Origin of the sequence: Pseudoalteromonas sp. CNC9-20 (genome assembly GCF_022347875.1) — a bacterium.
Classification (GTDB): Bacteria; Pseudomonadota; Gammaproteobacteria; order Enterobacterales; family Alteromonadaceae; genus Pseudoalteromonas; species Pseudoalteromonas ruthenica.
Genome location: NZ_JAKRFS010000002.1, coordinates 595,542 through 609,652, shown reverse-complemented (window position 1 = coordinate 609,652; position 14,111 = coordinate 595,542). Strand labels below are relative to the sequence as shown.

The following is a 14,111-nucleotide window of genomic DNA, read 5'->3' as shown; positions in this document are numbered from 1 at the left end:
TTTTATCAGAAAGCTTTATAAAAAGTAGAGATTGCTTTAAAAGCCGAGTATCAATATCAAGGGAAGTTAACCGTGGCTTGAGAAGCACAAGATAGGCACAATGGTAAAGCTACAGTAAAGGAGTTTATGCAAAGTGATAAAAACCAAAAAAGGAATAGTTTATAAATTTGTTCTGGCATTTTGGCTGTTTATGGGGGGTGTAAAGGCACATGCAATCGATAATCCGGATGCACCAGACTTAATTGGAGAATTTGTAAAACGCGAGGCTAGCTATTTGTTAGCGATTGAAAACCCTAAAAATAGTACAAGTGACTATCTTGTTGCCTATAACCATTACTTGAACTTTTTGAATGAAGAGCTTGAGAAAGCTGCGCAAGAAATGACGTCCAAATTACCAGATAATAGACGTTCAGAGTTGATGGCTGCGCAGTTGAACTGGGTAAAGTATCGTGATGCGGAATTTGAGTTTATTAAGAATACTTGGAACCGTAAAAGTTTTGGTAGCTCCGCAGCGATTTCTCGTGGTGGTTATCGGGCAAGTATAGTTAGAGACCGTATTTTTCAATTGTTGCATTACACAAAGAACTTCTGAGCACAGGTACTGTAAAGCAGATGATATTTTAGATACTTGCGAGCACTGAATAATAAGGGGTGAGGAGAGTAGGGCGATAAAAGCCGAGCGTAGCAATAACTGTTCGGTAAAGCCATTTTCCGGCTCCCCAAGTGCGCGAATCGTAAGCCAATACTCTCCACAAGCTTAATACTCTTCTGCCAAAAGGAGCTTACATCGTGCATATTCTCCTGAAAAATAACGTCCTGTTAATGATGAAAATATAGTTGGCTAATATAAGCTACGAAGAAGCAAAGCCAACTGTATTTTATCTTAGAAGATGGTTAAGTTTATTGCTTATGCGAGAATCCACATTGCTTCTCTGCTTCAGCTTTATTTTTAGAATTACTAACCATAAAGTCCAACTTGATTGTAGTTAGTACTGGCGCTTTATCAGTATTTTTATCTGAAGCTGACCACTGCCAATTATTTAATGCTGCTGCTGCATGCTTGTCAAATACCCCTTCAGGGTATGACTTTTTGACTTTATAACCTCCCGCTTTCCCGTTTTCCTTGATGCCTACAACAAGCTCTACGCAGCCAGATAGACCTTCCTTAGCAGCATCAACTGGGTATTTGGGGTCTTGTCTTTTTTCTACTACCCAATACTCATTAACTAATTCCTTTTTATCGTCTGAGGTCAAATCAATATACTGAATTTGCTCTTTAGGAGAATTGGGGGGAGTCGTTGAGACACATGATATCAAAAAAAAGCTAAAAATTGATAATGTAACTGTTTTTCTCATTGCTAAGTCCTTATGGCACTAACGTCCTGTTAATAATAAAAAATTTGATTGGCCAGAATAAGCGACGAAGGAGTAAAGTCAATAGCATTTTGTGCTTTTTTTAAAAAGCTTACTGGATAAAACTTCACCACTGATGTGCGGGAAAATGAGTTACCTTATTACTGTCAATTAGCGCTCAACCTCTTGATTTTCGATCATATAAATTCACTAGCTAGATGTCTGGCAGTTTGGGTAAGTCCTTTACCTAACGCCTAAAACACCGGCGCAGTTTTGCTGCGTCCGAGTGCTTTGATTTGTTAGATTTTTTTTGCTAACTCGCATATCTCATCTTTGGTAGCTTGCTCTCGATGGTAAGTATAAGAGAACAGTCCTTCGGCACATCCCAACACTCTGGGCGGCCTAGCTATTTCATCAAGTGTTTCGCATACAGTCAGAGTAGTTCTATTAGATAACGACTCGGACTGGTGAAATACTCCCGAACTCACTTCGTAAGAGGAGCCCGCACGATAAATTGACTTTTTAGTCAGTCTCTTTGAGCAATATGTATTAGTTTTTTCAAGTATTGACTTATCACCATTATAGCTAGCCTCGTAAATTGCATGATCTTTTCCGTGATGCTCTATCGCATATTCTTTGTTTTCAACTTCACCCGAAACAACCCAGCTTTTAAGATGAAAAAGGTGATCATGAATCAGTAAGACTGGAGTTTGTTGATAGCCTTTATGACTTGGCCAGATATGGACTCGCAGACTTAAATTCCCCCACCTAGCCACTCTACACATTACAAAGCCAAGTGGATGCCATAAGAATTCATGCTTATTATCAAGCAGTACTTCTATTAATTCATATGGACAGATTTCATTATTTTTTAGAGCGTTATTCCATCCGGAATTCGAGAGGTTACTAAAGTTCATGAATAAGGATCTTCTGGTGAGTTAATGCTTTGTACAACGCGATCCATGTCTAGATCATGGAGGTCGCTCTCTGCCATAAATCCTATATCAACTATAAGGCCTTTGATGTTGCCTGATGTCAAATCTCCATCTAGTGGTATCTTTTTGTTGTACGAAACACCTTTAGACTGGCGCTCACTAAGCCTTGAATCATCCACATATGAATCATAAAAATATGTAGATTTGTCCGCCTTAAGCCCAGCAGCCTCACTGTCTTCTTTTGTTACGATTACGTATCGGTCAGATATATCAAATCTAAAGGCGGAGAAATGATTGATTAAGTGAATTTCTATTCTTAATAATGGTTCTTCATGCTTATACCGGAGAGCAGATATTACGGTCGCTATAACTTCTTCTTTAACTTTACTTTTTGTCCATCTGCTGCCATTTTTTGCAGATTTTAGACTCCTCCTATACGTAGCGTATTCTTCACACAGTAAATCATTGCTGGGGTCCAGAAGGGTGATCCTTATATCCCTACCAATCCCTTCCTGTCTTGCAGATTTTGCCATCGTTGGAAGTGTCGTCGCTCGTGTATATCGACCACACGCACCCTTATATGTCCATGTTCTAGAATCTGAAGTGGCTTTCTTTAAAAGGGGCCCAATCTCTTTTGGGTCAATTACATCCATAACAGATTTTTTGACGATATCAGGAGTTACCCAAAACACAAAGCCCCCGATTAGAACTGAAACAAGAAGCGATATGGAAAACCCATCCAGTATTGTGGCAAAGAATCTTATAAAGCTTGCCTCAAGTGAGTTATCAAACTGCGGTAAAACCAAATGCCTGAGAATCACTGAAATTGCGAAAAGTAGACTTACGAATCCGTAAAATATATTTCGGTAGTGCTTCTTATTTAAGATGGATTCCAATTGTTTCTCCTGAAATCTAACAGTGCATTAGCGTGCATTTCGGGTTAAGCCAGAAACTTAAATAATAAACACTTAGTTGCACACTTAATATTTTTCCATAAATTCATAAAGTTACCAGAGTAGATTGGTAATGTCTAAATAGAATAGGGTTGTGGGAAACGAGCATTGAGATATCCGAGCCTAACAATGGCACGGTATGTAAAATAGTAACTTTAATATTTTCAGTGCTTTAGCCTGACTTTCTACTTATTCGAGCCAAAAATTGCCCTGCATAATGAGTCTCATTTTGACCTTAGTGGACAACTTCACTTATTCCAAATTTACATGCTGGTGCGCATCACCACTGAGCGACTCCGAAAAGCCAAGTAGCGCAGCTATTCTTGCTTTTGGCTGTTATGCACTTATGGCACAACAGCGTGTATACTTAGCAGGTTTGCCACGCGCCGTCACAAAAGCGTTCAATCTGGCCATCGTCATCCCAGCGCATTAAGTTGAGCCAACGGTTATCAACCAGGCTTTTAACGCTCTCGTGGCGCGCATAAATAGACTCAATAGGCTTTCGTGGCGCGGCAATGTACACGCTCAAACGCAGTGGCTCGTGCATCCAGCGCTCGCCATCATGGATAGACTGCATCGCCAGGCCAATACGTAAGTCGCCGCCGTTGCCCTCAAAGATACCTATGTTACCGCCTACCGCATTGTGCAATACCTTATTACCGCTCCCGTATTTGTAGTTATCGGTGACCGATGCGGTATATTGGCTGTTGATCCAATTAGTTACTATCATTGGCGCGGTCATAATAAGCTCTAAAGTGCGAAAGGCTTCATCATGTTGCCAGTGGTAGTCGTGCAAAAAGCTACGCCCTTGCAGGTTTGCATTGCGTGTCCAGCTACGCGGTGCGACGATAAAGGCGGCATTATTTGCCAGCCCCCATTCCGGGCGCACTTGCGACCAGTCGCCGGCGCGGTTTAAATAGGCTTTGTCGATGTCTTTATCGCTGTGCTCTTTAAGCTCAGGGGCAATATTGACCAACCGTTCGCGCTGAGCTGTATTTGTGGCGTTATTGAGCCACTGACGGCTTTGCTTGTCCAACTCGCTATCAAAAATCTGAATATGGTCGGTGGTGGTGTTATGCAGCGCGGCAACAAACTCGGTAACGCTAGGAATAGTGATTCCTTTGCTTGCCACCTGTTCACGTACTTTTTCGTCATTCAATAATTGCGCTAACACACGCACATTCACCTCGCCACTTTGTCCGCCACAGGCGCCGCACTCAAGGCCGGCAGCGTGAAGGTTATTAGTGGTGTGGCTGCCGTGACCCACTAATAACACCTTGGGCGCATACCGTTGTATGCCCATGGCTTTGAGTACGCCGTAGGCGAACTCAGCTTGCTGCGCTAAGCTTAGGTTATGGTCGTCCTTATGCAGTTGCCACTCAATGTGCTCATTGTGTGCGGCTTTTTTGGCTCGTTTAAATGAGTTTTTCAGCATTTTCAGGGCGTACATCCAGCCTGCGGATTCCACCATCGAAAATGACGACGGCGCCGCCTTTGACCAGCCTTGCCAATGAGCACTGAAGTGGCGTTTGCGTTTTGCACCTTTAGGCGCCTGCGCTTCACTTACTTTGATAACAGGTTTAAGCAGCCCCGGAAGTTGTGGGCGTTTGAGCGCGCTGTCCGCCGGTTGATACTCTAGCGGCAAGCCAAAAAAGCCAGCAAAACCAAAGGTATGAATGTGCTCACTTTGTGCCTCTAAGGCACGGCGCATCACTTCTGAGCGCACATCAATACAAAACACAGCCTGTAGCGCACTTTCGCTAGGGGGAGCAGGCTCTGCTGCTTTGAGTGTGGCATGCAAGTTTTGCTGATAATTGACCTCTAACGCTTTGGCCCACACCCACAAAGGTTTTTGCGCTGCTTTAAACGCTTGTGTTCGCTCAGGAAGGTGCTGTTTTTCACATTGCCATTGCTCATGTAACACCGCGAATGTGCTAGTGTGTTGCGCTTTTAAATAGCGCCAAATGACCACATCCCAAGCCATGCGGATCGCCAGCAGTTGTAGCATGTCGTCTTGCGGTTGTTGATAGAGCCGGCCTTGCCAGCGAATGTAGGCCACCCATGAGGCCCAGCCGTTCATATCGAGCAATAAGGCATGGGCATAGGGCTCAAGCATGTCATCATCAAGCTCTAATAAGCGCAGGCTTTGCGATAATAGCTCATCAGCCGTTTCCGGTAGTTGCTGAAAATATTCATGCAAACCAGCTTCATCCATGACGATACTGATGCCTTTGTCAGCACGAATAACACTGAGCCAGTGTTGGTATAAGTCTGGCATTGACGAGACATCGTCACGGTACAGCATTGGCCTTAATTTCTGGTAATGGGCGGCGCAAAACTGACTGATCTGATGGATTATTTCATCCCGCCACGCCATTTTGTGGGCCGGGCGGTGGGCGTCTAGTAAATCGGCGATATTGTGCCAATGCTGTTGTGGCAGCGCGATTTCCAAAGCACTGTGTAGTTGCTCGGGGGTGAAGTCATAGCCTAGTTGACTGTTGGCCATGGCCAAATGCGCATCGGTGATGTCGCCATCGGCCCAGCGCTGGCGATAATACGCGCGAGGCATGAGCAAGTCGACATTGGCCAAGGTTGCCAGCCGGGCAGCCACATCTTCAATGGCAAGGCCGCGCATTTCCCAAAACGGATTAACCGCTATCATCTGATCTAACGGCCAGTTCGGCGCTATGTATTGGCACGCTTGAGTAATAGCTTGTTGCTGCGTGCTGCTCAAGCTAAATAGCGGTGAAGGCGAGGGTTGCTGAGCGCTCATTAAAAGTTCTCCTTAGCTGAACTGGCGGACGAGTGTGAGGCAGTTTTAGCATTTTGCCGGGTAGGCAAGCGCGTAGGCCATATTCTCAGAGTGAGTCGAGTCAGCCATTCATCTAAGTACAAACCTGCGAACAAGATAGCCGAGAGTGCTTGCACTCTAGGTTTATGGTTTTGATAGCGTAAAACATAACTGCAACACATCAGGCTGACAATCAGTAATAAGGTCCACAGGTCGGCAGCACTCAAGGGGGCCTCTCGCCAGTTACTTGCGGGCACAGCAACCGCAAACAGCGATTTAAGGGCTGCATAACAGCTGGCCAGAGCAAGAGCTAATAGCGCCATGGTGACAAAGTGGCCGTTGGTGATAAGCCCACGACGAGTAGCAATAAGCACACTCAAGGCGAGTGCAACCAAGGCCCATACACTGATGGCGCCGTAGTAACCGCTAAAATGGTATACCAAAGCTACGGCAATGCAGGAGAACACGCCACTGGCAAGCCAGTCTTTGCCATTGGGTGAGCGCCCTGGTGACAGCCGCCGAGCGATATCTTCTTGCACGGCGCTGCCTGAATTTAAAAATGCGTGTGCTTTGTAGGCTGAGTGGGTCACAAGGTGCAGCAGGGCGAGCTCAAACAGCCCTAATGCGCATTCAACCAGCATTAACCCCATCTGCGCACTAGTGGACCACGCCAAACGTACTTTCACGCTTACCCGAGTGGTCATCACAAGGGCGCTGATCACTGTGGTGAGTCCGGCAACGATAAGCACTAACCATTGTCCCACGGTGGCTTGCATAAATAGGGGCGCGAAGATGATTAACAAAAAGCCGCCTAAGTTGATAACCCCAGCGTGTAAAAGCGCGCTAACCGGGGTCGGAGCTTCAACTACTTGCATCAGCCAACCATGAATGGGTAGCTGTGCACACTTAATCAAGGCCGCTAGGGCAATAAAAAACCCGGCGCAGTGTTCGGTAAGTGTCAATGGCACCGTGTTGTTAACATAAGAAGCGGTAATTTCATTGATTAAAAAGCTATCGTGATGCCAATAAAGCAGAGCAAAGGCCACTAACAGCGAGGTTTCTGCGCAGCGTGCCACAATAAACTTTTTATGGGCAGCCATCACCGCACGCGGTCTGTCAGGATAGAACATCAGCAATCTGTGGAGGGCGAGGCTAATGGCTACCCAGCCCAGCCAAAACAGCACAAGGTGGTTACTAATTACCACTAAGGAGACCGCACTTAAGGTAGCGATTAAGCGTCGCCAAAATAAGTTGATTCGCTGCTCTCCGGCCATGTAATTGCGGCAAAACTTTATTAATATCAAACTCATGAAAAGGATTAGGCCAAGGACGATTAAGCGCGCTGGGGACAGTGTTAATACGCTAAGGGGAGTGGCATCAAATTGGCTGTAAAGCACCGCTGTGGCGGCGAATATAAAGCCAAGTAGAGAGATAAGGCGAAACGCTCCGTTGCCATTGTTGGCACGCTTCTGCGTCCCTATATACCAAGAACTTAGCGCCAAGCTCACAGGAATAAAGGCCAGTAAAACAGAAATTAACATGTCACTCATCGATGGCTCCTTGGTTGAGTGCAGCTAGTATGGCAAAGATGCAAAAGTAAAAAAAATATATATAATTTAACGAACCGTTCTGTTTTATATAAGTATAATGAATCGACTCAACTATCATCACCTGTATTACTTCTGGCGTGTCGCTCGTTTGGGAAACCTAACCCAAGCAGCGCAGGAGTTGCATGTATCGCAATCAGCGTTATCGGTACAAATTAAGCAGCTCGAACAATCAATGGCAATTAAGTTGTTCGCTCGCCAAGGTCGCAACCTTGTGTTAACCGATATGGGTAAGCGGGTATTGGCCTATGCCGATGATATATTTAATAAAGGTGAAGAGCTCTCGTCGTTTTTATTAAAAGGAGTACAGCAAGAGAAACAGCATTTGTCGATTGGTGTGCTTAATACCTTATCGCGGAACTTTATCGAGGGCTTTATTACCCCACTACTGAATCATCAAGATGTGAGCTTTTCTTTGACTGCGCGGCGCATGGAGGGATTGCTCAATGGCTTGATTGATCATGAACTGGATGTGGTGCTAACCAATCGTGCTATCAGCCCAAACCATCAAGACGATCTCTGGCAGAGCCGGTTGCTATCCCGTCAAGCCTTGGCGATAGTCGGGCCGCCGAGCACTAAAATAGACAGTGATTTTCCCTTGGGGTACGAGCAGGTGCAGTGGGTGGTGCCGAGCGAAAACTCAGAAATTCGTGACTCTTTTAACGCCTTGTGCGCGCGCTGGCAGTACAAACCCGATATTAAAGCACAAGCAAATGATATGGCGATGCTTCGGCTATTGGCACGGGACAGCGGTGCGCTGGCGGTGCTACCACCGGTGGTGGTAAAAGATGAAATAGAGCAAGGCATATTGTGTCAGTATCAAAGCCTGCCAGATGCTTACGAGCACTTTTACGCCATCACAGCACAGCGCAAATTTATGCCCGATGCCCTCGCTCAGCTATTTGAGCAGGTTGCGGTGATCCCCTAACGACCCCGACCGCCGCTATAACCGCGATGATCTCTCACTCATAAGAGAATTGACTAAGTATATAAGTATTTTGTGTATATTTAATATTGTATACAATATGTAAAAGCGATATGGTGTGTTCGCCTTGAGCAATAAAACAACAACATCAAACAGGATAAAACCATGGCAACAGCATCAAAGCGCCGCTCCCGCAAGGGCATGCAGGCATCGTTAAATCGTCTTTTTCAAGTTAGTACCTTGGCCCTTGCAGTAGCCAGCGCTACGCCGGCAATGGCGGTGGATGGCAGCAGTATCGTTAAAGGCACCATAGTCAGCAGCGCCGGTGAAGATATTACCCGTGCCACCATCACTTTAGTGCATATCAGCAAGGGGTTAACTTATGAAGTCCGCACCGACGCCGATGGCGAGTACATTTTGCGGAACGTGCCGGTGGGCACTTACAACGTCACCGTAAGCAAAGAGGGTTATCAAAACGTCATTGAGCAAGGTGTGAAAGTAAGCATTGGTCAATCCATCATCTTAGACGCGCAAATGCTACAGGCCGGTGCGCAGCCCATGGAGCGCATTGCTGTTACCGGTGCTGCCATTCGCCGTGTCGATTTAGGTTCATCGACTTCTGGGTTAACTTTCTCCGATGAGGAAATCAAGGTTATGCCCGTGCAAAGTGGTTTTGAAAGTATCGCTTTACTGGCACCGGGCACCGCCGCTGCTGGTGGCAGTAGTTTTAATGGCGCTTCTAGCTTTGGCGGCGCATCTTCTGCGGAAAATGGCTATTACTTTAATGGGTTGAATGTAACCAGTATTCGCACTGGGCTCGGCTCTATTCGCCTGCCTTGGGAGGCTATTTCGCAAACCCAGGTCAAAACCGGAGGGATCAACCCTGAATTTGGCGGCGCAATGGGGGGGATTGTCAATGCAGTGTCTAAATCCGGTGACAATGACTTTAGCGCTGGCGCCGAGGTGCGCTGGGAGGGGGATAGTCTGCGCTCCCAGCATGACTCAATTTACCAAAGTAATGGCACCATCAGCACCAATACTCAGCGCAGTGCCTACGACTTCAGTGAGCTGCAAGTATGGGCCAGTGGCGCCCTGATTGAGGACACCTTATTTGCCTATGCTTTGTTTAATCCGCGCCGCGAAAGCTCAGAGGGCGCAGGGCAAACAACCTTTAGTGATTTCTCCCGCGATGAAGACCGCTGGTTCAGCAAGTTAGATTGGTTTATTAACGAAGACCACGCCGTTGGCTTTTCAGCGATGAACAACAAGCGCGAATGGGAAACGGACACCTACGGCTACAACTGGCAGCAAGACCGCATTGGCGATCAGCAGGGAGTGACGGCACCCGGTGAGGACGGCGGCAACATGTATAGCCTGTCGTACAATGGCTACCTCAGTGATTATTTTTCTGTGTCGGCGGTAGCCGGGCGCGTTACCGAGAATGTTGAAAATGTAGTTGCTTCAACGAACCCGGGAGTTTGGGACGAACGCGATGGGTTTATTACGCTTTCCGAGCACACCAATTCCAATGTCTCGGCAGAGGAATATACCCGAGACCAACTGCGGCTAGATTTTAACTGGGACTTAGCCGCCCATGCGCTGCAGTTTGGCGTTGATTACACTCAGGTCGAGGTGGATTACTTCTCCGGACAAAATGGCGAAGGTGATGCTATGGGCTGGTGGACCATTGCCACCGCCGCAGACAATGATATTTCCGGTGCCGCCGCTGGTGAAGATTACATTGAGCGACGAGTACGCACCCGGGCCGTTGATTCCGATACCAGTGCGTTGGCGTTTTACATTAACGACTCATGGCAGGTCAGCGAGCAGCTGGTGCTGAATTTGGGCTTGCGCTATAGCCAATTTGAAAACACCGTCAGTGACGGGCGCGCCTATGTTGATATTGACAACCAGATAGCGCCGCGCCTGCAAGCCATATATGACTTATGGGGCGATGGCAGTGCCAAGGTCTATGCCACGTATGGGCGTTATTTTCAGCCCGTGTCGGCGAATATGAATATTACCCAAGGTTCGGCATCGGTGGAATGGTTTGAATATTTTGAGCTCGACGAGCTCAATGGTTCAGGCGAACCTATCTTACTTGCGGATGGCTCTCCTAGTCGGGGCGCGATGCTACGCGACAGACGCTGGCGTCAACGCGGGATCACTGAGCCGGGGCTGATTGCATCCAGTAATCTTAAACCCATGTATTCCGATGAGTGGACTGTTGGCTACCAACAAGAAGTGTTCAGCGACATGACCTTTGGGGCACGTGCCATTTATCGCAAGCTTGGGCGCAGTGTCGAGGACACAGATGTAGGGCCGGTGCTGGCGAAAAAGCTGGCTGAATTAGGTATTGCCGATAATGTCGGTCAAGGCTCCTATTATGTGCTCAATAACCCCGGCGAGAGTGTGCAAATGAGCTATGACTTCGACGGGGATGGACAAGTTGATGAAGTGACCTTAAGTGCCCAAGAGCTGGCATTGCCAAAGGCTGAGCGCAAGTATCTGGCTTTTGAGTTCACTTTGGATGGCGCCATCACCGAGCAGCTGCGCATTGACGCTTCTTACACCTGGTCGCATAGCTGGGGCAACACCGAAGGCTTGGTGAAAACCGACAACGATCAAGCCGACCCCGGTTGGACAACCTCCTATGACTATGGCGATTTAATGGACCATGGTTATGGCAACCTGCCGAATGATCACCGCCACGCAATTAAGCTCTCGGGAACGTATGATATTACCGACAATTTAACCTTTGGCTTGGTTGCCCGGGGCATATCAGGTCGCCCGAAAAGCTATTTCAGTGTGCACCCTGAGGGCGTTGATAGCTGTGCCCCAGGCAACCCCTGGGATGCGTGTATCAGCCGCTACTACGATCATGCCTCGCATTATGATGAAAACGGTGAGCCAGCACCGCGTGGCAGCAAAGGCAACTTGCCCTGGAGTACACAAATAGATATGTCGTTAAGCTACTACGGCGAGCTATTTGGTCAAGAGCTGATGCTTAAGGGTACCGTGTATAACGTGCTGAACGATGATACCGCCATCGCCATTAACGAAGAGCGCACGCAATATGGTGCCAATGGCCTCGAGCTGAACCCAGATTATGGCATGACAACCTGGCGTCCAGCGGCGCGTTACGCCTCATTGGTGGCGCGTATTCGTTTTTAATTCCCTGAACTGCGTTATGACGCAACCCCGCCGGGCACCTTAGGTGCTCGGCATTTTTCGTTAACGACTAAGGTGCGATATGTGCGCCTTAGCGGCAATCACTATAGAGGAACTAGAGCGAGGAATTATGGCGATAACATTTGATTTTCAGCGCCGTATGGCGCGCTTAAGAGCACAGCTTGAGAGTCATCAAGTACAGGCATTTATCATTCACAGCGGTGAAAACATTGCTTATCTCTGCGGGTTTAGTGGACATGGCGCCACTTTAGTTGTCAGCGCCGAGCAAGCGTTACTGATCACCGATTACCGTTACTACTTGCGTGCGCTAGAGGAAACCTCAGGGATGGAGGTTATTCAGCGCGATCGCGACCGCGAAAGCCTTGGGCAATGTTTGGCCCGGGTGTGCGCCAAGCACAGCGTTCTGGGCTTTGAAGCAGAGCATTTTAGTGTTGGTCAATGGCAGCATATCGCCGAGCATTTGCGCGCTAATACCTGTGTTGCCACAGTACAGGTGGTCGAGAGGTTACGCCGTGTTAAAGATAGCCAAGAGGTTGCCTGTATCCGTGGCGCTGCTGAGATTGCCGATGCGGCCTTAGCCGATACGCTCACTTTGCTTGAAAGCGGCATAACTGAGCGAGAATTGGCAATAGAGCTTGATTATCAAATGCAACGACGTGGCTCGCAAGGGGTGTCTTTTGACACGATTTTACTGTTCGCTGAGCGTACGGCCTTGCCCCATGGTGAACCGGGAGCAAAGCGCTTATGCGAGGGCGATTTAATATTGATTGATTTTGGCGCTGTGCGCAGCGGCTATCGCTCAGATATGACCCGCACCTATGTGTGGGGCGAGCCCACTAGCGAGCAGCAAGCCTTGTTTGACACCGTTGCTAAGGCACAACAAGCAGCGCTGCAACAGGTCTGTGCAGGCACTTGTTGCCATGAGTTAAACCACGCCGCTCAGCAAGTGTTGGCCTCGAGCCCGTATCATCGTTATGCCGGCGAAGGGTTGGGGCACGGTGTTGGCTTAACCCTTCATGAGTTGCCCTTTATTAAAGCCAATGCCCCCTATCAGCTAGAAAGTGGCAACGTCATCACCATTGAGCCCGGCATTTACATTCCCAACTATGGCGGTGTGCGTTTAGAAGAAGACATTGTCGTTACCGAGACAGGCTATCAGCGCCTGACTCAGGCCCCTCAACAATTCGCGCTAAGGAGTGAACATGGAGATTATTAATCAACAGCAAGTACAGCAAGTGATGGCCTATGCGCCATTGTTAAAAGCGCTACAACAAGGCTTTGCTGGTCAAGCCACTATGCCCAGACGCAATGTCTACCCGCTCAGCCCCGAGAGCGATAACCATGATGCGTTCGCGGTGCTGCCGGCATGGAATGATCAAGTCATCGGGGTTAAAGCTTTTACTTATTTCCCAGATAATGAGCACCATGGTAAATCCAGTTTGTATTCCAAGGTGATGTTATTTTCGCGCCAGCATGGCGAGCCGCGAGCGCTGGTGGATGGCACCGAAATCACCTTGTGGCGCACCTCAGCGGTGTCGGCATTAGCGGCCAGTTATTTGGCTGTGCAGCAGGCGAAAAAGCTGGTGGTATTTGGTTCGGGCAAGCTCGCTCCGTTTATGATCCGCGCGCACCTAAGCGTGCGAGATTATCAACAAGTCAGTCTGGTTGCCCGCAACACCGCCAAAGCTGAAGCCATCCTCGCGCAACTGCGCCAAGAGTTTGCTCATTGTCAATTTGAGCATGCTTCAGCCAGTGAAGCGCTTATTGCCAGTGCCGATACCATCTGCTGTGCTACCGGCAGTCACGCGCCTTTGTTTAGTGGTCAATGGCTAACGCCAGGGACTCATATCGACTTAATAGGCAATCATCATCGCGATGCTCGTGAGTGCGATAGCGAAACGATAAAACGCAGTCGCGTGTACGTGGATAGCCGCGATAACGTTCTCAATGAAGCCGGGGAGCTATTAATCCCCATCAGTGAGGGGGTATTCTCACCCGAGCAAATACAAGGGCAACTCAGTGATTTGGCCAGCATTAATCGTCCGGCGCGCCAAGGTGATAATGACATCACTTTATTTAAATCCGTGGGGACTGCGCTCAGTGACCTCATTGCGGCCAATTATGTGTACCAGCAACTCAGCGACCGCTAAAGTCAAAGTGCAGTGCTGCGAAGTACTGACAATCACCCGGGGGCGTAGCCTACGGGCTATGCCCTTGGAGCTGATGAGCCTCAGGCCTTATTTGTTGACCTACCGATACGGCGGCCGAGTCAATTCATATATGCTTTATAGCCATACGGCACCGCCGCGCTGGCTTTATATTAGCAAGCGCGGGGACGTTGTTATGCATTCACGC

At 48.1% G+C, this 14,111-nt stretch carries 10 protein-coding genes; 5 read left to right on the top strand and 5 right to left on the bottom strand.

The annotated features are described in order from the left end of the window. The first annotated feature begins 133 nt into the window (after positions 1-133). A complete protein-coding gene (locus MHM89_RS06375; protein WP_239408395.1) occupies positions 134-592 on the top strand; it encodes a lysozyme inhibitor LprI family protein in 459 nt (152 codons plus the stop codon). Between the two features lie 308 nt (positions 593-900). Here the strand turns inward: MHM89_RS06375 and MHM89_RS06370 are convergent, their stop codons facing one another. The 5 genes from MHM89_RS06370 to MHM89_RS06350 all read right to left on the bottom strand — a co-directional run bounded on the left by MHM89_RS06370 (position 901) and on the right by MHM89_RS06350 (position 7,582). Continuing rightward, positions 901-1,356 carry an energy transducer TonB gene (locus tag MHM89_RS06370; RefSeq protein ID WP_239408394.1) on the bottom strand — a complete coding sequence of 152 codons (456 nt, stop codon included), beginning with the start codon at positions 1,354-1,356 and terminating at the stop codon, positions 901-903. A gap of 296 nt (positions 1,357-1,652) precedes the next feature. Then, on the bottom strand, positions 1,653-2,270 hold the full coding sequence (locus MHM89_RS06365) for a hypothetical protein (RefSeq protein WP_138590012.1): 618 nt from the start codon (positions 2,268-2,270) through the stop codon (positions 1,653-1,655). Beyond that, a complete protein-coding gene (locus MHM89_RS06360; protein WP_138590010.1) occupies positions 2,267-3,184 on the bottom strand; it encodes a hypothetical protein in 918 nt (305 codons plus the stop codon). Before MHM89_RS06360 ends, MHM89_RS06365 begins: the two co-directional genes overlap by 4 nt. Before the next feature lie 424 nt (positions 3,185-3,608). Continuing rightward, positions 3,609-6,014 carry a DUF2309 domain-containing protein gene (locus MHM89_RS06355; protein WP_239408393.1) on the bottom strand — a complete coding sequence of 802 codons (2,406 nt, stop codon included), beginning with the start codon at positions 6,012-6,014 and terminating at the stop codon, positions 3,609-3,611. Beyond that, positions 6,014-7,582, bottom strand: a complete 1,569-nt coding sequence (locus tag MHM89_RS06350; RefSeq protein ID WP_239408392.1) for an NADH-quinone oxidoreductase subunit L — start codon at positions 7,580-7,582, stop codon at positions 6,014-6,016. The genes MHM89_RS06355 and MHM89_RS06350 overlap by 1 nt, the downstream gene beginning before the upstream one ends. 97 nt (positions 7,583-7,679) lie before the next feature. Between MHM89_RS06350 and MHM89_RS06345 the strand changes: the two genes are divergently transcribed. The 4 genes from MHM89_RS06345 (at position 7,680) to MHM89_RS06330 (ending at position 13,906) form a co-directional block, all read left to right on the top strand. Next, positions 7,680-8,567 carry a LysR family transcriptional regulator gene (locus tag MHM89_RS06345; RefSeq protein WP_022945812.1) on the top strand — a complete coding sequence of 296 codons (888 nt, stop codon included), beginning with the start codon at positions 7,680-7,682 and terminating at the stop codon, positions 8,565-8,567. Positions 8,568-8,729: 162 nt separating this feature from the next. Then, complete coding sequence (locus tag MHM89_RS06340; protein WP_239408391.1) at positions 8,730-11,738, top strand: TonB-dependent receptor; 3,009 nt, start codon at positions 8,730-8,732, stop codon at positions 11,736-11,738. A gap of 127 nt (positions 11,739-11,865) precedes the next feature. Next, positions 11,866-12,972, top strand: a complete 1,107-nt coding sequence (locus MHM89_RS06335; RefSeq protein WP_239408390.1) for a Xaa-Pro peptidase family protein — start codon at positions 11,866-11,868, stop codon at positions 12,970-12,972. Beyond that, positions 12,959-13,906, top strand: coding sequence for an ornithine cyclodeaminase family protein (locus MHM89_RS06330; RefSeq protein WP_239408389.1), 948 nt, complete (start codon positions 12,959-12,961; stop codon positions 13,904-13,906). Before MHM89_RS06335 ends, MHM89_RS06330 begins: the two co-directional genes overlap by 14 nt. The last annotated feature ends 205 nt before the right edge of the window (positions 13,907-14,111 follow it).

Bases quoted from the DNA above. Each gene is read 5' to 3' on its own strand.
- MHM89_RS06370 (WP_239408394.1), bottom strand. From the start codon at position 1,356: ATGAGAAAAACAGTTACATTATCAATTTTTAGCTTTTTTTTGATATCA.
- MHM89_RS06365 (WP_138590012.1), bottom strand. From the start codon at position 2,270: ATGAACTTTAGTAACCTCTCGAATTCCGGATGGAATAACGCTCTAAAA.
- MHM89_RS06355 (WP_239408393.1), bottom strand. From the start codon at position 6,014: ATGAGCGCTCAGCAACCCTCGCCTTCACCGCTATTTAGCTTGAGCAGC.
- MHM89_RS06350 (WP_239408392.1), bottom strand. From the start codon at position 7,582: ATGAGTGACATGTTAATTTCTGTTTTACTGGCCTTTATTCCTGTGAGC.
- MHM89_RS06345 (WP_022945812.1), top strand. From the start codon at position 7,680: ATGAATCGACTCAACTATCATCACCTGTATTACTTCTGGCGTGTCGCT.
- MHM89_RS06340 (WP_239408391.1), top strand. From the start codon at position 8,730: ATGGCAACAGCATCAAAGCGCCGCTCCCGCAAGGGCATGCAGGCATCG.
- MHM89_RS06335 (WP_239408390.1), top strand. From the start codon at position 11,866: ATGGCGATAACATTTGATTTTCAGCGCCGTATGGCGCGCTTAAGAGCA.
- MHM89_RS06330 (WP_239408389.1), top strand. From the start codon at position 12,959: ATGGAGATTATTAATCAACAGCAAGTACAGCAAGTGATGGCCTATGCG.